The 17,387-nt window shown below is 70.3% G+C and carries 22 protein-coding genes; 5 read left to right on the top strand and 17 right to left on the bottom strand.

All coding sequences use genetic code 11. The features are described 5' to 3' along the window. Positions 1 to 96: 96 nt before the first annotated feature. From OL599_RS05105 to OL599_RS05125, 5 genes are all read right to left on the bottom strand, one after another. Entirely contained in the window at positions 97 to 1,077 is a 981-nt protein-coding gene (locus OL599_RS05105; protein ID WP_283949553.1) for a beta-ketoacyl-ACP synthase III, read from the bottom strand. 19 nt (positions 1,078 to 1,096) lie between these two features. Further along, complete coding sequence (gene plsX / locus OL599_RS05110) at positions 1,097 to 2,197, bottom strand: phosphate acyltransferase PlsX (RefSeq protein ID WP_264712567.1); 1,101 nt, start codon at positions 2,195 to 2,197, stop codon at positions 1,097 to 1,099. A 70-nt stretch (positions 2,198 to 2,267) separates the two neighbouring features. Beyond that, positions 2,268 to 2,471 carry a 50S ribosomal protein L32 gene (gene rpmF / locus OL599_RS05115; protein ID WP_264712568.1) on the bottom strand — a complete coding sequence of 68 codons (204 nt, stop codon included), beginning with the start codon at positions 2,469 to 2,471 and terminating at the stop codon, positions 2,268 to 2,270. 229 nt (positions 2,472 to 2,700) lie between these two features. Next, positions 2,701 to 3,213 carry a YceD family protein gene (locus OL599_RS05120; RefSeq protein ID WP_264712569.1) on the bottom strand — a complete coding sequence of 171 codons (513 nt, stop codon included), beginning with the start codon at positions 3,211 to 3,213 and terminating at the stop codon, positions 2,701 to 2,703. Beyond that, positions 3,210 to 3,755, bottom strand: a complete 546-nt coding sequence (locus OL599_RS05125) for a ubiquinol-cytochrome C chaperone family protein (protein ID WP_264712570.1) — start codon at positions 3,753 to 3,755, stop codon at positions 3,210 to 3,212. Before OL599_RS05125 ends, OL599_RS05120 begins: the two co-directional genes overlap by 4 nt. Before the next feature lie 205 nt (positions 3,756 to 3,960). On the opposite strand from OL599_RS05125, the gene OL599_RS05130 reads away from it, so the two are divergent. Continuing rightward, the gene (locus tag OL599_RS05130) at positions 3,961 to 4,500 is read left to right on the top strand and encodes an outer membrane protein assembly factor BamE (protein WP_264712571.1); all 540 of its coding nucleotides are present in this window, start codon (positions 3,961 to 3,963) and stop codon (positions 4,498 to 4,500) included. A 74-nt stretch (positions 4,501 to 4,574) separates the two neighbouring features. Here OL599_RS05130 and OL599_RS05135 read toward each other — a convergent pair whose 3' ends face one another. Genes OL599_RS05135 through rpiB form a run of 10 tightly spaced genes read right to left on the bottom strand, consistent with a single transcriptional unit; the run spans position 4,575 to position 12,820 of the window. Continuing rightward, positions 4,575 to 5,741, bottom strand: a complete 1,167-nt coding sequence (locus tag OL599_RS05135) for an MFS transporter (protein ID WP_264712572.1) — start codon at positions 5,739 to 5,741, stop codon at positions 4,575 to 4,577. 10 nt (positions 5,742 to 5,751) lie between these two features. Then, complete coding sequence (gene thiL, locus OL599_RS05140; RefSeq protein ID WP_264712573.1) at positions 5,752 to 6,708, bottom strand: thiamine-phosphate kinase; 957 nt, start codon at positions 6,706 to 6,708, stop codon at positions 5,752 to 5,754. Beyond that, a complete protein-coding gene (gene nusB, locus OL599_RS05145; protein WP_264712575.1) occupies positions 6,705 to 7,223 on the bottom strand; it encodes a transcription antitermination factor NusB in 519 nt (172 codons plus the stop codon). Before nusB ends, thiL begins: the two co-directional genes overlap by 4 nt. Continuing rightward, entirely contained in the window at positions 7,223 to 7,705 is a 483-nt protein-coding gene (gene ribH / locus OL599_RS05150) for a 6,7-dimethyl-8-ribityllumazine synthase (RefSeq protein WP_264712576.1), read from the bottom strand. The genes nusB and ribH overlap by 1 nt, the downstream gene beginning before the upstream one ends. Continuing rightward, the gene (ribB, locus tag OL599_RS05155; protein WP_264712577.1) at positions 7,702 to 8,844 is read right to left on the bottom strand and encodes a 3,4-dihydroxy-2-butanone-4-phosphate synthase; all 1,143 of its coding nucleotides are present in this window, start codon (positions 8,842 to 8,844) and stop codon (positions 7,702 to 7,704) included. The genes ribH and ribB overlap by 4 nt, the downstream gene beginning before the upstream one ends. Beyond that, entirely contained in the window at positions 8,841 to 9,455 is a 615-nt protein-coding gene (locus OL599_RS05160; protein ID WP_264712578.1) for a riboflavin synthase, read from the bottom strand. Before OL599_RS05160 ends, ribB begins: the two co-directional genes overlap by 4 nt. After that, entirely contained in the window at positions 9,455 to 10,549 is a 1,095-nt protein-coding gene (gene ribD, locus OL599_RS05165; RefSeq protein ID WP_264712580.1) for a bifunctional diaminohydroxyphosphoribosylaminopyrimidine deaminase/5-amino-6-(5-phosphoribosylamino)uracil reductase RibD, read from the bottom strand. The genes OL599_RS05160 and ribD overlap by 1 nt, the downstream gene beginning before the upstream one ends. A 38-nt stretch (positions 10,550 to 10,587) precedes the next feature. Further along, positions 10,588 to 11,043, bottom strand: a complete 456-nt coding sequence (gene nrdR, locus OL599_RS05170) for a transcriptional regulator NrdR (protein ID WP_264712581.1) — start codon at positions 11,041 to 11,043, stop codon at positions 10,588 to 10,590. Between the two features lie 19 nt (positions 11,044 to 11,062). Beyond that, complete coding sequence (gene glyA, locus OL599_RS05175; protein WP_264712583.1) at positions 11,063 to 12,361, bottom strand: serine hydroxymethyltransferase; 1,299 nt, start codon at positions 12,359 to 12,361, stop codon at positions 11,063 to 11,065. Between the two features lie 12 nt (positions 12,362 to 12,373). Then, on the bottom strand, positions 12,374 to 12,820 hold the full coding sequence (gene rpiB / locus OL599_RS05180) for a ribose 5-phosphate isomerase B (protein ID WP_264712584.1): 447 nt from the start codon (positions 12,818 to 12,820) through the stop codon (positions 12,374 to 12,376). Positions 12,821 to 12,975: 155 nt separating this feature from the next. Here rpiB and panE point away from each other — a divergent pair, with 155 nt between their 5' ends. Then, positions 12,976 to 13,896: a 2-dehydropantoate 2-reductase gene (gene panE, locus OL599_RS05185; RefSeq protein WP_264712585.1), complete on the top strand. Its 921-nt coding sequence runs from the start codon at positions 12,976 to 12,978 to the stop codon at positions 13,894 to 13,896. Here panE and OL599_RS05190 read toward each other — a convergent pair. Continuing rightward, positions 13,869 to 14,036, bottom strand: coding sequence for a hypothetical protein (locus OL599_RS05190; RefSeq protein WP_264712586.1), 168 nt, complete (start codon positions 14,034 to 14,036; stop codon positions 13,869 to 13,871). The two genes, panE and OL599_RS05190, sit on opposite strands and share 28 nt — an antisense overlap. Before the next feature lie 74 nt (positions 14,037 to 14,110). On the opposite strand from OL599_RS05190, the gene OL599_RS05195 reads away from it, so the two are divergent. Both OL599_RS05195 and hemB read left to right on the top strand, forming a co-directional pair. Further along, positions 14,111 to 14,293: a hypothetical protein gene (locus OL599_RS05195; protein ID WP_264712587.1), complete on the top strand. Its 183-nt coding sequence runs from the start codon at positions 14,111 to 14,113 to the stop codon at positions 14,291 to 14,293. Positions 14,294 to 14,360: 67 nt separating this feature from the next. Next, a complete protein-coding gene (gene hemB / locus OL599_RS05200) occupies positions 14,361 to 15,356 on the top strand; it encodes a porphobilinogen synthase (RefSeq protein ID WP_264712588.1) in 996 nt (331 codons plus the stop codon). 69 nt (positions 15,357 to 15,425) lie between these two features. Here the strand turns inward: hemB and OL599_RS05205 are convergent, their stop codons facing one another. Beyond that, positions 15,426 to 16,733, bottom strand: coding sequence for an Nramp family divalent metal transporter (locus OL599_RS05205; protein ID WP_264712589.1), 1,308 nt, complete (start codon positions 16,731 to 16,733; stop codon positions 15,426 to 15,428). A 186-nt stretch (positions 16,734 to 16,919) separates the two neighbouring features. Here OL599_RS05205 and mntR point away from each other — a divergent pair, with 186 nt between their 5' ends. Continuing rightward, positions 16,920 to 17,384: a manganese-binding transcriptional regulator MntR gene (gene mntR, locus OL599_RS05210; RefSeq protein WP_264712590.1), complete on the top strand. Its 465-nt coding sequence runs from the start codon at positions 16,920 to 16,922 to the stop codon at positions 17,382 to 17,384. Positions 17,385 to 17,387: the final 3 nt, after the last annotated feature.

Raw genomic sequence — 17,387 nt, forward strand, 5'->3', positions numbered from 1 at the left:
ACTCGTCAAGAAATCATAATATCAAGCGGTTGCGACCGGCCGATCCAGGCGGGTCGCAACCGTGCCCTGACGGGAACGCGAGCCTTGCCGGCGGCGTCAGAACCGTACCAGCGCAGAGCCCCAGGTCAGCCCGCCGCCCAGCGCCTCCATCAGGATCAGCTGGCCACGGCGGATGCGCCCATCGGCATAGGCTTCGGCCAATGCCAGCGGGATGGAGGCAGCCGAGGTGTTGGCGTGACGGTCCACCGTCACCACCACGCGCGAGGCCGGCAGCCCGAGCTTGCGGCCGATGCCCTCGATGATGCGCAGGTTGGCCTGATGCGGCACCAGCCAGTCGATCTCGGCGCGGCTCACGCCATTGGCGGCCAGCGCCTCGTCCACCACCTCGGTCATGCGGCCGACGGCATGGCGGAACACCTCGCGCCCGTTCATCACCAGGTGGCCGGGCTTGTCGGGACGACCGACGGCGCCGTCGACATACAGGATGTCGCCCAGGTTGCCCTGGGCGTGCAGATGGGTGGACAGAATGCCGCGCGGCTTGCCGGCGCCGCTGCCCTCGGCCATCTCGGCGCCGGCGCGCAGCAGCACGGCGCCGGCGCCATCGCCGAACAGCACGCAGGTGCCGCGGTCCCGCCAGTTCAGGATGCGCGAGTAGACCTCCGATCCGATCACCAGGACGGTGCGAACCTGGCCCACGCGGATCATCGCGTCGGCCATGGACAGGGCATAGATGAAGCCGCTGCAGGCGGCCGACAGGTCGAAGCCGAAGCCACCGGCGCCCAGTTCGGCCTGAACGCGCAACGCCGTCGCGGGAAAGGCCTGGTCGGGCGTGGACGTGGCCAGGATGATGGCATCCACCTCGCGCGCATCGACCCCGGCATCGGCCAGAGCGGCGCGGGCCGCCTGGGTGCCCATGTAGGCGCAGGTTTCGTGCCGCTGGGCGATGTAGCGCTGGCGGATGCCGGTGCGCTCGCGAATCCAGGCATCCGACGTGTCGATGGTCTTCGCCAGCTCGTCGTTGGTCACCACCGTCTCAGGCAGATACGCGCCGATTCCGGCCAGGGTCGCACGAATCAGCGGCGTCGTCCTGCCTGCGTCAGCGGGCGGCCGCAAGATGGTCGCCGCCGTTGCCTTCGCCGTTCCTGGCGTCACCTGATCCATCCTTCGGTCCCATCCTGGGCTGCAGCTCGGTGATCCGACCCAGCCCTTCGCGTATACGCTCGTTGAAGCGATGCACCACCATGTCCATGGCGACGTCGACAGCGTGGGCGAAACCCAGCGCGTCGGTCCCGCCATGCGACTTCACCACCACGCCGTTCAGCCCCAGCATCACCGCCCCGTTGTAGCGGCGCGGGTCCAGCCACTCGCGCAGCCGCTCCAGCCCCGGCCGGGCCAGCAGATAGCCCAGCCTGGCCGTCCACGAAGCGGAGAACACCTGGCGCAGCAGCCCGCCCATCAGCTTCAGCGCGCCCTCGCCGGTCTTCAGCGCGACATTGCCGGTGAAGCCGTCGGTGACGATCACGTCGGTGGTGCCGGCGGCGATGTCGTGGCCTTCCACGAACCCGTAGAACTGCGGCGCGATATGGCTCGCGCGCAGCACGTCGGCCGCCTGGCGCAGCCGGTCGTCGCCCTTCAGCTCCTCCGACCCCACATTCAGCAGGCCGATCGTGGGTGCGGTCAGGCCCAGGACGGTGCGCGCGAACACGTCGCCCATCACCGCGAACTCGACGAGGTTGCGGCTGTCGCAGGTCACGTTGGCGCCGAGGTCGAGCATGACCACGTCGCCACGCGCCGACGGGCCGATGGCCGCCATGGCCGGCCGGCCGATGCCCGGCAGGGTCTTCATGACGATCTTGGCCAGCGCCAGCAGCGCGCCGGTGTTGCCGGCCGACACCACGCCCGAAGCCTCGCCGGCGGCGACCGCGTCGATCGCCATGCGCATGGACGCGCCGCGGACGCGCAACGCCGTCGTCGGCTTCATGTCGTTGCCGATGACGTCGGGCGTGTGCCGGACCGTACAGCTTGCCTTGGCCCGCTTATGGCGCAGCAGCAGCGGCGCAAGCCGCGTCTCGTCGCCGACAAGCAGGAACCGGGCCGCCGGATGGCGTTCGGACGCGATCTCGAGGCCTTCGATGACGATGTCGGGGGCCTTGTCCCCGCCCATCGCATCGACGGCCAGTGTGTACGGCTCGGTCAACGCCGCGCCCGTGCCGGGAAGATCGTGCGACCGTGTTTCATAGCGCGGAGTGGCGTTGGGCCGCGGCGCGTCAGGCGCGAACGGCGCCCTTAAGGGCCTTGCCGGCGCCCACCACTTCGCGGCCGTCGTAGTGGCCGCAATGGCTGCACACGTGGTGCGGGCGCTTCAGCTCGCCGCAATTCGGGCACTCGGCATGCGCCTCGGCCGTCAGCGCCTCGTGGCTGCGCCGCATGCCACGCCGTGAGGGCGAGGTCTTCTTCTTGGGTACGGCCATGGGACAATGCCCCTCCGGTCTGCGTGACGGTCCGGTCCAAACCGCCAGACGATGCGTCTGACGGGCGGGTGGATGCGTTCACAATATGGCAATAACGCGAGCCGCGCCGTCTAGCAGAGGCCCCCTGCCCCCGCAAGCCACGGCGTTTCATGGCTCCTATCCCCCGTATCCCGCCTTCCGTCGTCCGCCGCAACCATTTCGGCAAGTTCGATCCGCCAACGCCACGAAACTAGCTGTCGCGCCGCAGGCGCGCGAGTGCGGCAAACGGCGACTCGTCCTGCGCGCGCGCGGCCTCGGGCAGGTCCGCGTCCGGCTTGCGCGGATAGGGGTCGAGTCCCAGAGCAAGCTGCTCGGCCGCCGCCTCGCCGAGATCGATGACGGAGCCCGAATACCCAATCTCGTCATCCGACTCCGGGTCGAGATCGTCCGACTCGGTGCCCGCCGGGACGAAGCGAACGCGAAACCGTTCCTCCACATCCGCCTCGAACGCATCGAGCGAGACCACGCAGACCCGCACCAGGCGGCCCCGCAAGACGCCCTCGGCCATGACCACGCCGCCTTGGGAAGGCGTCAGGCGGAAGCGACAGGTCAAGGCGAGCACGTCGGGGATACCCAGCCTTCTGGCCAGGGCGGCGCGCTCGGAGTCGCTGGCCTCGACCACCGCCTCCAGCCCGGACGCGGTCACGCGGTCGACCGACAGGGGGCGATGCAGCTCCGGTGGAAGCGGATCGGTCGGCATCATGCCACCGCCCGCGCCGCCGGCAGGAAGGCGACGGCGCCGCGCGCCAGCGTCGCCAGATCCTGGCGCGCCAGATGCGTGTCCTGGGCCAGTGCGATCCGGGCAAGCTCGGCCGCGGCGGCGCCGGCGGGCGTGCCGCGCCAGACATTGCGCTCCAGCGCCGCAGCGAGCGCGCCGGAGTCGCCGGCTTTCATGGCCGCCTGGTAGGCGGCCGCCCGGCCATGGAACGCTTCCCACATGGCGCGCACCTTCTTGCCCACCGCCAGGTCGCCCACCCCCATTTCGCGCAGGTTCACGTCCATGTCGTTGAACATGGCGTCGAACAGGGCCTGTGCGAGGGCCGGACCAGGTTCCGGCAGGCCCTGCAGGCGACGGATCACCAGGAAGGCATGCAGGCCGACCAGGTCGAAGCGCCCGTCCAGCGTATCCGGCACGCCGAGGCCGGTATAGAAATACGGATCGCGCGCCGCCGCCACTGCCGCGCCGTAGAGCTCGTATCCCGTCCGCTCGTGGCGGCTGCGCCGCAGGAAGCCCAAGAACCCCATATTTCCCTCGTCAGGCGGTATGCCAATCTGGCAGCCTGTTACATCTGATTGACACTCGACGCCGGTCATGACACCCCCTACGTAGCGTCACCGGCGCGCCGGTCAATCGTGCCGGGCCGATCATGCCGTTCATTCACACCGGTCAGACGGGCCGACCGCCAGACCAACGCCGCGCCCCTCGATGCGCGTTTGAAGGATGCTCCGCTTGCGCCTGCCCACCCCGCTTCCACGCCCCGCGCTCCGCCGCAGTGCCCATCGCAGCGCCCTGGCGCTGATCCTGCTGGCCCCGCTCGCGGCTTGCAGCCTGCCGTCGTTCATGACGTTCCCGCCGCAGGTGCGCGGCAACAAGGTGGACACCGAACAGCTCAAGGAACTGGTGCCGGGGACCAGCACCCGCGCCGACGTCGTGGCGCTGCTCGGCTCACCGACCGCCAAGGCGACCTTCGACGACAGCACCTGGATCTATATCGGCGAAGTCACCAAGCCGGTGATCGCCGGCACCCAGGAAGTGCTGGACCAGCAGGTCGTGCTGGTGAACTTCTCCGACGGCGGCGTGGTGCAGTCGGTGCAGACCAGGACGTCGGCCGATTCCAGGCCGGTGAGCGTGGTCAGCCGCACGACGCCCTCGCCGGGTGCGGACGCCACCATCCTGCAGCAGCTCCTCGGCAATATCGGCCGCTTCGGCCCCGGCGGCTCGGCTGGCGGCAACAGCAGCAACCGCAGCGGCGGCACCGGCAACTACTAGACTGCGATCGCCGAAGGCGGCCGGCAGGCCACCGAAAACAAACAGCCAGCAGCCGCCGGTCGCCTGCCCGCGGCTTATGCCGTGGCAAGGCGCGCCCGCCGCGTCTGGTGCCACAGCACCAGCCCCAGCGCGATCAGCACCGGCGGCACCACCGTGGCGTTCACGGCCACCCAGCCGCTGCTGCTGTGCAGCGCGCCCGACGAGAAGCTGGTGATGGCCACCGTGCCGAACACGATGAAGTCGTTGGCCGCCTGCGCCCGCACCCGCTCCTGCGCGTCATGCGCGGTGGCCAGCAGCGTCGTCGCGCCGACGAACATCAGGTTCCACCCGAGGCCCAGCAGCATCAGCGCCGTGACGAAGGTCATGTAGGCCGAGCCGGTGAGCGAAAGCGCCGCGCAGCTGATGGTCAGCAGCCCGCCAAGACAGATCACGCGGTGCGCCCCGAATTTCTGGATCAGTCGCCCGGTGACGAAGCCGGGCGCGAACATGGCGATGGCATGGGCGCGGATCACGTCGGTGCTGTCGTTCACGCCGTAGCCACACAGCATCATCTCCAGCGGCGTCGCGGCCATGATCAGGTTCATCGCGCCGTACGACACCAGCCCCGCCACGGCGGCGACGACGAAGGCCGGGCGGGCGATGATGACGCGCAGCGGCGTCGGCGAGGCGTTGCGCGGCGGCGGCGGCGGCAGCTTCACCACCGCCAGCAACACCATGCCGATGACCGGCAGCAGCGACATCGCGACATACGTGCCCAGGAACAGCAGCGGCGACACCATCTCCTTGGTGTGCTTCACCAGTTCGGGGCCCAGGATCGCCGAGACGACGCCGCCGGCCATCACCAGCGCGATGGCGCGCGAGCGGGCATTGGGTGCGGCAACCTCGGCAGCGGCGAAGCGGTAATGCTGGCCAATGCCGAACCCGAGGCCGGTGGGAATCGCGCCGAGGCAATAGATCAGGAAATCGCCCTGCAGCACGCCCAGGCCGAACGTCGCGGTGCCGACCAGCATGCCGACGGTGCCGAGATAGAAACCGGCCTTGCGCCCGAGCCGGCTGAAGATGATGCCGGCGGGGATCGAGGCCGCCATGGTGGCGGCCATCTGCAGCGCGTAGGGCAGCGTCGCCAGGGTCTTGTCGGCGGCGAGCGAGTGGCCAACCAGCGCGCTGATGGAGACCTGGCTGATCGACGAGGCATTCACCAGCGCCTGGCAGATGAACAGCAGCCAGACATTGGCGTTCATTTCGAATACTTCACGTAAAGTGGCTCCAGCCGCCCTTTTCCAGGCGCATTTCCATCCCGTCGGCGGCGCGCACCGTGACATGCGGCGATCCCGGCCGGAACCCACCGATCCGCGTGACCGGGATGTCCGCAGCGCGGGCGGCCTCGTGCAGCGCCGCCTCGTGCGCGGGCGGCACGGCCAGCACCAGCTCGTAGTCGTCACCCCCGGTCAGGCAGCGTTCAAGCATGCCGGCCGCCCGCGCGGGGGCGGACAGCGGCACGTCGGCGGCATCGATCTCGGCCGCCACGCCGCTCTCGCGGCAGAGATGGCCGATGTCCTGCACCAGCCCGTCCGAGACATCCAGCGCCGCGCTGGCGATGCCGTGCAGGCGCCGCCCCAGCGCCAGGCGCGGCCGCGGCAGGCGATAGCGGTCCAGCAGGTAGCCGGTCGGGTCGTCAAGCTTTCCGGTCGCGGCCAGCAGGCCCAGCGCGCCGTCGCCGATGGTGCCGCTGACCCAGATGCCGTCGCCGGCACGGGCCCCGTTGCGCCGCAGCGCCGCCCCCCGCGCGACGGTGCCGAGAATGGTCAGCGACAGGCTCACCGGCCCGGGCGTGGACGTGGTGTCGCCGCCGAGCAGCGTGATGCCGAACGCCGCCTGGTCCTGCGCCAGTCCGGCCGCGAAGGCCGCGAACCACGCATCCGGCGTCTCCCGCGGCGCCGAGACCGTCATGAGGTAGCCGAGCGGCTCCGCCCCCATGGCAGCGAGGTCCGACAGGTTGGTGCGCAGCAGCTTGCGGCCAACGAGGTCGGCGGGGTCGTCGGGCAGGAAATGCACGCCCGCCACCATCGCGTCGGCGGCCACCACCAGCTCGCGCCCGGCCGGCGGCGCCAGGACCGCCGCATCGTCGGTCAGGGCGAACGCGCCCGCGCCGGCGAGTGGACGGAAATGGCGCGCGATCAGTGCGAATTCGGCCGGAAGATCGCTCACAAGGCTGCCGCCTTCGGCAGCCCCCTCCCCGGGAATTCCTTCGGCCGCAGCAGATGCGCCAGACGGTCGAGCACGCCGTTGGCCAGGCGCGGCTCCTCGCCCTCGAAGAAGCCGTGGGCGACGTCAAGATACTCGTTGATCACCACCTTCGCCGGCGGGCCGTCCTGCATCCACAGCTCGGCCGCACCGGCGCGCAGCAATGCGCGCAGCACCGGGTCGAGCCGGGCGATCGGCCAGTCCTCGGCCAGGACGCCGGCGAGCATGGCGTCCAGCGTGTCCTGCTGCTCCGTCGCCACCCGGACGATGCGGGCGAACAGCGGCACGTGCGCGTCCGGCGCCCGCCCGTCCTCGAAGCCGCCCCCGCTTCGGCCTTGCGCGTCCGGCAGCTCGCCGAGGCGGTGGCGGACGAACTCGTCGATCACCGTCTCCGGGTTCGTCTGCGCCTGCTCCGCCTGGAACAGCGCCTGCACCGCAGCCACGCGGCTGGCGGTGCGTGGGCGTGATTTGGCCGCCATCACACTGCCCCCAGCCAGCGGGCGGCGCGCAGCTGCACCAGGGCCGCAGCGGCGGCCTCGGCCCCCTTGTTGTGGCCGTCCTGCGAGGCCCGCTCGAGCGCCTGCCGCTCGGTGTGCACGGTCAGCAGGCCGTTGCCCAGGCACAGGCCGAACTGCAGCGCCACATTGGTCAGCCCGGCCATCGCCTCGCGGCAGACATGGTCATAATGGTCGGTCTCCCCGCGCACCACGCAGCCCAGCGCCACATAGCCGTCGAACCGGCGGCTGCCGCGCACGGCCAGGCGCACGGCGCCGGCCAGCTCCAGCGCGCCGGCGACATCGAGCACGTCGAATGTGGCGCCGGCATCGGCCAGGATGCGGGTAGCGCCGTCGCGCAGCCCGTCCACGATCGCATTGTAGTACGGCGCCCGCACGATCAGCATGTGCGGTGCCGGCCCCTCGATCTTCGGGGCCGCCGGCAGCGGGGCGTCGGCAGTGCTCATGAACGGGAAGTCCCTTCCGCCGCGCCTTCGTCGATATGCCGCTGATCCGCCACGGTCAGGCCATAGCCCTCGATGCCGACAATGGTGCGATGGGTGTTCGACAGCAGCAGCATGTCCGTCACGCCGAGATCCAGCAGGATCTGCGCGCCGATGCCGTAGTCGCGCAGCTCGGTGCGCTGGCGCTCGGCGCCGGCCAGCTTGCGCACCCGCTCGGACAGCCCATCGGGCCGCGTCTCGCGGATCAGCACCACCGCCCCTCTGCCCGCTTCGGCGATGATGCGCATGGCGCTCTGCAGCGTGCCGCGCGTCCGGCCGCCGAGAATGTCGTTCATCAGGTCCACCGCGTGCATGCGCACCGGCACCGGGCCGGGCGCGGTCAGGTCGCCCTTCACCAGCACCAGGTGCTCGGCGTACTCGACCGTGTTGGCATAGACGATCAGCCGCCACTGGCCGCCGATCGGCAGGTCCATCACTCCCTCCTGCACGCGCCGGACCAGCCGTTCGGTGCGGCGGCGGTGGGCGATCAGGTCGGCGATGGTGCCGAGCTTCAGGTTGTGGTGCTGGGCGAAGGCGACGAGATCCGGCAGCCGGGCCATGGTGCCGTCGTCGTTCATGATCTCGCAGATCACGCCGGCCGGCGTCAGGCCGGCGAGGCGGGCGATGTCCACAGCGGCCTCGGTGTGCCCCGCCCGCACCAGCGTGCCGCCCTCGCGCGCCATCAGCGGGAAGACGTGGCCGGGGGTGACGATCTCGTCACGCCGGCTGCCCGGGTTGATGGCGACCGCGATCGTGTGCGCCCGGTCATGGGCGGAAATACCCGTCGTCACCCCGTCGCGCGCCTCGATGGAGACCGTGAACGCGGTCTGGTGGCGGGTGCTGTTGGACTGGCTCATCAGCGGCAGGCCGAGCTGCTCGACGCGCTGGCGGGTCATCGCCAGGCAGATCAGGCCGCGCGCGTAGCGGGCCATGAAATTCACCGCCTCGGGGGTGGCGAACTGCGCGGGAATGACCAGGTCGCCCTCATTCTCCCGGTCTTCGTCATCGACCAGGATGAACATGCGGCCGTTGCGCGCCTCCTCGATCAGGTCCTCGGCCGAGGACAGGTAATCCGAGAGGCTGCGGGTAAGGATCTCGTTCATTTGTACTCCGTCAGCCGGGCCACATAGCGCGCCACGGTGTCGATCTCGATGTTGACGGGGTCGCCGACCTTCAGCTGTCCGAAGGTGGTGACGGCGGCTGTGTGGGGAATGATATTGACCCCGAACTCGGGCCCGCGCACCTCGTTGACGGTCAGCGACACGCCATCGATGGCAACGCTGCCCTTCGGCGCGATGAAGCGGGCCAGCGGATCGGGCACGCGGAAGGTCCAGCGCACCGAGCCGTGCTCGGCATCGGCGGACAGCACCTCACCCACCCCGTCCACGTGCCCGGCGACGATGTGCCCGCCCAGCTCGTCGCCCACGCGCAGCGGCCGCTCCAGGTTCACCCGGCTGCCGACGCGCCAGGTGCCGAGCGTGGTCTTCGACAGCGTCTCGGCCGAGGCATCCACGGCAAACCAGTCGGCGCCGAGTTCCACCGCGGTCAGGCAGCAGCCGGAACAGGCGATCGACGCGCCGACCGGGATCGTTTCATCCCCAGGCCAGAACGCCGCCCCCCGGGGCGCGGCGATCACCAGGCGCATGTCGCGGCCGTCGCCGTTGGGGACGATCTCGCGCACGGTACCCAGGCCCGTGACGATGCCGGTGAACATCAGGCAGCCCTCCGCAGTTCGGTCAGCCAGTCCACGCCGACCGGACCGGCGGCATGGCGCACGAAACGGGGCATGTCGGCAAGCCTGGAGATGCCGAACGCCTGGGCCGACGGCCAGCCGTCGCCGCCCATCACCGCCGGCGCATGGAACCAGGCGATGCGGTCCACCAGGTCGGCGCGCAGCAGCGATGCGGCCATCTGCCCGCCGCCTTCCACCAGCAGCCTGGTGATGCCGCGCTGGGCCAGGGCCTCCAGCGCCCGCTTCAGGTCGACGCCGGACTCCGACCCCGGCACGTCCACCAGGGTCACGCCCAGCTCGGCCAGGGCACGGCGGCGCAAGGGATCGGCGCCGTTGCGCGCCACGATCCAGGTCGGGGCCTTGCGCGCATCCACCACCAGGCGCGCCGTCAGCTTGGTGCGCAGATGGCTGTCGGCGACCACGCGCACGGTCGGCACGGATTTGTAGCCGGGAATGCGGCAGGTCAGGTCGGGGTCGTCGGTCAGCACCGTGCCCACGCCGACCATCACCGCATCATGCCGGCCGCGCAGGGCGTGGGCCGCGCGGCGGCCGGCCTCGCCGGTGATCCACTTGCTCTCGCCGGTCCGCGTGGCAATGCGCCCGTCCAGCGTGGACGCGAGCTTCAGCGTCACCAGCGGCCGGCCACGGCGCACGCTCGCGAAGAAGCCGGCGTTGACGTCATCGGCCTCGTCGGCCAGCACGCCCTCCTCCACCACGATCCCGGCGGCGCGCAGGCGGGCCGCACCGGCCCCGTTCACGCGCGGATCGACATCGCGCGAAGCGATGACCACGCGCGCGACCCCGGCGGCGATCAGCGCGTCGGTGCAGGGCGGGGTACGGCCGTGATGGCAGCACGGCTCAAGCGTGACATAGGCGGTGGCGCCGCGCGCGGCCGCGCCGGCCATGGCCAATGCCAGCGGCTCGGCATGCGGGCGGCCGCCGGGGGCGGTCACGGCGCGGCCGACCACGCGGCCGTCGCGCACGATGACGCAGCCGACCGACGGGTTCGGCCAGGCATTGCCGAGCCCCCGCCGCGCCAGGGCCAGCGCTGCCCGCATATGTGCTTGATCGCTCATCCGGTGTGTTCCGACGGCCGGCTCTGTTCCGCCGCGGCCTATGTGGGTTCGCCGAGTTCGCCCAGGAAGGCCTCGAAATCCTTGGCCTCACGGAAATTGCGGTAGACCGAGGCGAAACGGACATACGCGACGGCATCGACCTCCTTCAGCGTCTCCATCACCAGCTCGCCGATCTGCTGGCTGGGGATGTCGGTTTCGCCGGAGGCCTCGAGGTGGCGGACGATGCCGTTGACGATGCGCTCGATCCGCTCCTCCTCCACCGGCCGCTTGCGCAGCGCGATCCGGATGGAGCGCGACAGCTTGTCCCGGTCGAACGGCACCCGGCGGCCATCGGCCTTCACCACCGTCAGCTCCCGCAGCTGCACCCGCTCCACGGTGGTGAAGCGCTGGCTGCAACCGGTGCAGAACCGCCGCCGACGGATCGCCGAGCCGTCGTCGCTGGGACGGCTGTCCTTTACCTGGGTGTCGTCGTGGCCGCAGAACGGGCAGCGCATATGCTTTAGGAACCGCGCCTTAGCGGTAGATGGGGAAGCGGGAGCACAGCGCGAGCACGCGCGCCCCGACTGCCGCTTCCGCCGCCGCATTGGTGCCGTCGTTGGACTTCGCAAGCCCGTCGAGCACCTCGCCGATCAGACGGCCGACCTCCTGGAACTCGGCCACGCCGAAGCCGCGGGTGGTGGCGGCGGGGGTGCCCAGGCGGATGCCCGAGGTCACTGCGGGCTTCTGCGGGTCGAAGGGGATGGCGTTCTTGTTGGCGGTCATGTGGGCCCGCTCCAGGGTGGCCTCGGCGGCCTTGCCGGTGAGGCCCTTGGGGCGCAGGTCCACCAGCATCAGATGGCTGTCGGTGCCGCCGGTGACGATCGCCAGTCCCTGCTCGACCAGCGTCGCCGCCAGCGCCCTCGCGTTCTCGGCCACCGCGCGCTGATAGGCGCCGAACTCCGGCCGCAGCGCCTCGCCGAAGGCAACGGCCTTGGCGGCGATGACATGCATCAGCGGGCCGCCCTGCAGGCCGGGGAACACCGCAGAGTTGATCTTCTTGCCGATGTCGAGGTCGTTGGACAGCACCATGCCGCCGCGCGGGCCGCGCAGGGTCTTGTGCGTGGTCGTCGTCACCACATGGGCGTGCGGCAGCGGGTTGGGATAGACGCCGGCGGCCGACAGGCCAGCGAAATGCGCCATGTCCACCATGAAGAAAGCGCCCACCTCGTCGGCCACGCGGCGGATGCGGGCGAAGTCGATGGCGCGCGGATAGGCCGAGCCGCCGGCAATGATCAGACGCGGCTTCTCGGCCCGGGCGAGCGCCTCCAGCTCCTCGTAATCCAGCAACCCGTCGTCGCGGCGCACGCCGTACTGCACGGCCTTGAACCACTTGCCCGACAGGTTCGGCGCCGCCCCGTGGGTCAGGTGGCCGCCGGCGGCCAGGCTCATGCCCAGGATGGTGTCGCCGGGCTTCAGGAGTGCGAGGAACACCGCCTGGTTCGCCTGCGCGCCGGAATGCGGCTGCACATTGGCAAACGCGCAGCCGAACAGCTGCTTCGCCCGGTCGATCGCCAGCTGCTCGGCGACGTCCACATACGCACAGCCGCCGTAGTAGCGGCGCCCGGGATAGCCTTCGGCGTATTTGTTGGTCAGCACCGAGCCCTGGGCTTCCAGCACCGCCGCCGAGACGATGTTCTCGCTGGCGATCAGCTCGATGCCATCCTGCTGGCGACCCAGCTCGTGGCCGATGGCGGCAGCCAGCTCGGGGTCGACCTCGGTCAGGGGAGCGGTGAAGAATCGGGAGAGGCTGGCGGCGAGTGGCTGGTCGTTCATGGCTTGGTTCCCTCAGGCCGGGGTAAGTTTGGCGAGGCGCTGGTCGTGGCGGCCGCCCTCATAGGGCGTGGCCAGGAAGGCGTGCAGGATGTCCACCGCCGCCGCCTCGCCGATCAGGCGCGCCCCCATCGCGATGACATTGGCGTCGTTGTGGGCCCGGCACAGGCGCGCCGTGGTCGGCTCGCTGACCAGGGCGCAGCGGATCCCGGGATGGCGGTTGGCGGCGATCGACATGCCGACGCCGCTGCCGCAGATCAGCACGCCGAGGCGGGCACGACCGTCCTGCACGGCGCGGCAAACCGCGTGCGCCTGGTCGGGATAGTCGACACGATCCGCGCTGTGCGTGCCCATGTCGAGCACGCCATGGCCGGCCTGCCGCAACGCCGCAACCAGGGCCGCCTTCAGCGGGAATCCACCGTGGTCGCAGCCGATTGCGACGGGAATTGCGATGCTGTCCATGCGGTCCCTCTACCATGCGCCGGCACATTGGCGAAATTGTCCATCTGCCGCCCGGCCGCCCCCCTTCCGCATCCCCGTCATGCGCGCCGCCCCCCAGGTTGGCAACCGCCGCCGCAAGCGCCAAGCTGGCTCCGGTTCAGGGACGGAGACAGTACGTGCGCATTCTCGTGCTCGGCGCCGGCGGCATCGGCGGCTATTTCGGCGGACGTCTGGCGGCGGCCGGCGTGGACGTGACCTTCCAGGTGCGGCCGCGGCGCGCCGAACAGATCGCGCGCGACGGCCTCGTGATCAAGAGCCCACTGGGCGATCTGCAGCTTCCGGTGAAGACAGTGCTGCGCGAGACCGCCGCACCCGGCTACGACGCGATCCTGCTGAGCTGCAAGGCCTTCGATCTCGACGACGCCATCGAGTCGCTGCGTCCGGCGGCGCCGGGGGCGCTGATCGTGCCGCTGCTGAACGGCATGCGCCACCTCGACACGCTGGACGCGGCCTTCGGCGCCGGGAACGTGGCTGGCGGCGTGGCGCAGATCGGCGTCACGCTCGACGCCGACGGCACCGTGCGACACCTCAACCGGGGCCAGGGCTTCGTGTTCGGCGAGCGCGACGCGGCCCAGGCGTCACGCTGCGCCGCCCTCGCCGCAGTGCTGGCCAAGGGCGGCTTCGAGCCACGGCACAGCCACGAAATCCTGCAGGACATGTGGGAGAAATTCGTCTTCCTGTGCTCGATCGCCGGCATGTGCTGCCTGATGCGCAGCAATATCGGCGCGATCGCGCGCACCGCAGATGGAATCAGCCTGATGCAGGAGATGCTGGAGGACTGCGCCGCAGTCGCCACCGCCGCCGGCTACGCCCCCCGCGCCCGCTTCATGGAGTTCAGCACCAAGTCGGTCAGCGACCCGACGTCGACCGGCGCCGCCTCGATGCTGCGCGACGTCCAGCGCGGCGGGAAGGTGGAAGCGGATCACGTCGTCGGCGACATGCTGGCGCGGGCGAAGGCGATGGGGCGGAATGCAACGCTGCTGCGCGCGGCCTACGCGCATCTGCAGGCCTACCAGGCCGCACGCGCCCCGGACTGACGGGCGCGCATGAGGCGCCGGCGCTCCCGGCGCCGCTGCCACCACGCCAGGAGTTCCGGCGCGAACGCCATCAGCCACGCCGCCGCCCAGAATTCGACGGCGAGCACGCCGAGGAACCAGCTCAGCCGCAACCCGTCCATAAGACCTTCACCTCGCGACCCCTTATGTATGGGCACATGCGCCACTGACGGCAAGGATTCCCCAGGCGATGTGGATGCCCACGACCGACGAATTCAACCTGCTGCGGATGCTCGGCCTGCTCACCCTGGCCCTGGTGTTCGGCCCGAGGGTGATTCCGCCGCTGCAGCCCTACGCCAACCGGATCGGGGTGGCGGCGCTGGTGCTGTATGTCGTGTTCGGGCTGGGGTTCCTCGCATGGCGCATGTTCATGGCGTAGGGCGATGCTTTGCATCCGCCGCCGAACGGTCATATGCACGCCGCACCACGCCCATGGAGCAGAGACGATGATCGTCGGCAGCTTTCCCACGACCCGCATGCGCCGCAACCGCCACGACGCCTGGACACGCCGGCTGGTGGCGGAAACCCGCCTGTCGGTGGACGACCTGATCTGGCCGGTGTTCGTGATCGACGGCAGCGGCCGCACCACCGACGTCGCCTCCATGCCCGGGGTCAGCCGGGTGACCGTGGACCGCCTGGCCGCGCATGTGGAGCCGGCGGTGCGGCTGGGCGTTCCTGCCATTGCCCTGTTCCCGGCCACGCCCGCCGAAAAGAAGAACGCGGAGGGCACGGAATCCGGCAATCCCGACAACCTGATGTGCCAGGCGGCGCGGCTGCTGAAGCGGGAGTTCCCCGATCTCGGGCTGGTCGGCGACGTGGCGCTGGACCCGTACACGGATCACGGCCATGACGGCGTGATCCGCGACGGCTACGTGCACAACGACGACTCCCTCGCCATCCTGACACTGCAGGCGACGAACCAGGCCCAGGCCGGCATCGACGTGATCGCCCCCAGCGACATGATGGACGGCCGCATCGGCGCGATCCGCGCGGCGCTGGATGCGCAGGGCCTGATCCACACCCGCATCATGAGCTACGCGGCCAAGTACGCGAGCGCCTTCTATGGTCCGTTCCGCGATGCCGTCGGCTCCGGCGGCGCGCTGAAGGGCGACAAGAAGACCTACCAGATGGACCCGGCCAACACCGACGAGGCGCTGCGCGAGGTGGAGATGGACCTGCGCGAAGGCGCGGACATGGTGATGGTCAAGCCCGGCATGCCCTATCTGGACGTGGTTCGCCGCGTGCACGAGCGTTTCGGCGTGCCGACCTTCGCCTATCAGGTGTCCGGCGAATACGCGATGATCATGGCCGCGGTGCGCAATGGCTGGCTGGATCACCACAAGGCGATGATGGAGAGCCTGGTCGCCTTCAAGCGTGCCGGCGCGGCGGGGGTGCTGACCTATTTCGCCCCGGACGCGGCGCGGCTGCTGCGCGCGGGCTGAGCGCCCGCGACACGGGATCGATCCGCTCTGGCGGCGGGCCTCGCAGGCCGGCCCGCCGCCGCCCGCGGATCAGCCGAGGAACGGAAGCTCGATCCCGGCGGCGTCCAGCAGCAACAGGCCATTCAACGCCAGCACCACCATGCACCCGGCCGTGGCGGCGACTTGCGTGACGCGGGAATTGACGAAGTCCCCCATCACGTCGCGCCGTCCGGTCAGGATCAGCAGCGCGATCATCGGCACCGGCAGCGCCAGGCTCAGCATCACCTGGCTGATTACCAGGCTGTCGGTGGCGTTGGCGCCCAGGCCGACGACGACGAAGGCCGGGATCATGGTGATCAGGCGGCGCAGCCACAGCGGCGTGCGGAAGTGCACGAAATCCTGCATGATCACCTGCCCGGCCATGGTTCCCACCACCGAACTGGAAAAGCCGGACGCCAGCAGCGAGCCCATGAACACCGCTCCCGCGGCGGCCCCCAGCAGCGGCACCAGCGTGCGGTAGGCGGTCTCGATCTCCGCCACGTCCCGGTGGCCGGCATGGAAGGCCGAGGCCGCCATGGCGATCATGGCCATGTTCACGAGGCCGGCGAAGCCCAGCGCCACCAGCACCTCGATGTTGGAGAAGCGCAGGATACGCCGGCGCTCACGATCATTGGCCGCGGGCACCCGGTTCTGGGTCAGCGCCGAATGCAGGTAGATGGCATGCGGCATCACCGTGGCGCCGATGATGCCCACCGCCAGCGTGATGCCGCCGGCATCGACCAGACGGGGCACCACGGAGCCGGTCGCGAAGGCGCCCCAGTCCGGCGGCGAGATCACCAGCTCGATGGCATAGCAGGCGCCGATCACCGCCACGAACGCGCCGATGACCAGTTCGATGGGCCGGAAGCCGTGTTGCCCCAGCACCAGGATGGCGTAGGTGGCGACGCCGGTGATCACCAGGCCGGTGAACAGCGGCAGCCCGAACAGCAGCGACAGGCCGATGGCCGCGCCCAGGAACTCCGCGAGATCCGTGGCCATGGCCGCGACCTCGCTGGCCAGCCACATGGCGATGACGACGGGCCGGGGAAAGCGGTCGCGGCATTGCGCCGGCAGGCTCTTGCCGGTGACGATGCCCAGCTTGGCCGACAGCGCCTGGAACAGCATGGCGATGAGGTTGGCGGCCACCACCACCCACAGCAGCGCATAGCCGTACTTGGCGCCGGCCTGGATGTTGGTGGCGAAATTGCCGGGGTCCACGTAGGCGACCGAGGCGATCACGGCGGGTCCGGCGAAAGGCAGGAAGGCCCTCAGCCCGCGCCGCCGCCCGTCCAGCGCCTCCTGGCCTGCCGCAACCGTGCGTTCCGACAAAGTCGTTCGTTGTAGTACAGCCTCGCTCATGCCTGCCTCGTGCGGGAGTAACCCATCAGCCCTAAAGTGTAGCCTCGACTACATTTCCGGGCCGAGGATGTGGCCGCATCGTGCCGCGAGTCAACCCTCGCATTCGCGCCGGGTCAGGCATTCAAGGCAGGTTGAAATCGGCCGGGCGCTTCGCCATGGTCCGTTGGCAATATCGGGAGACACAGGGTGCCGCCACGCACGGAGGCCGCCCGCCGCGGGGATTCCACCGTCGAGCTGCCGGCCGAGCCCACCCAGGCGCAGCGATTCGGCAAGGCGCGGACGGCGCAATCCACGGCGTTGCTGGAGGACTATGCCGAACTGATCGCCGACCTGCTGGCCACTGGCGGGGAGGCGCGGCCGACCGACATCGCCCGCCGCCTGGGCGTGTCCCACGCCACCGCCATCAAGACGATCGCCCGGCTGAAGCGCGAGGGTCTGGCCACCGCCCGCCCCTATCGCGGCGTGTTCCTGACCGAGGCCGGCGAGACCCTGGCCGCCCGGGTGAAGGCCCGCCACCGCCTGGTGGTGGATTTGCTGCGCGCCGTGGGGGTGCCGGCGGAGGCCGCCGAGCAGGATGCCGAGGGCATCGAGCACCACGTGTCGGACGCCACGTTGCAGGCGTTCTCGCGTTTCCTGAAAGCGCAGCGGTAGCGC

This window comes from Limobrevibacterium gyesilva (genome assembly GCF_025989185.1).
Lineage (GTDB): Bacteria > Pseudomonadota > Alphaproteobacteria > Acetobacterales > Acetobacteraceae > Limobrevibacterium > Limobrevibacterium gyesilva.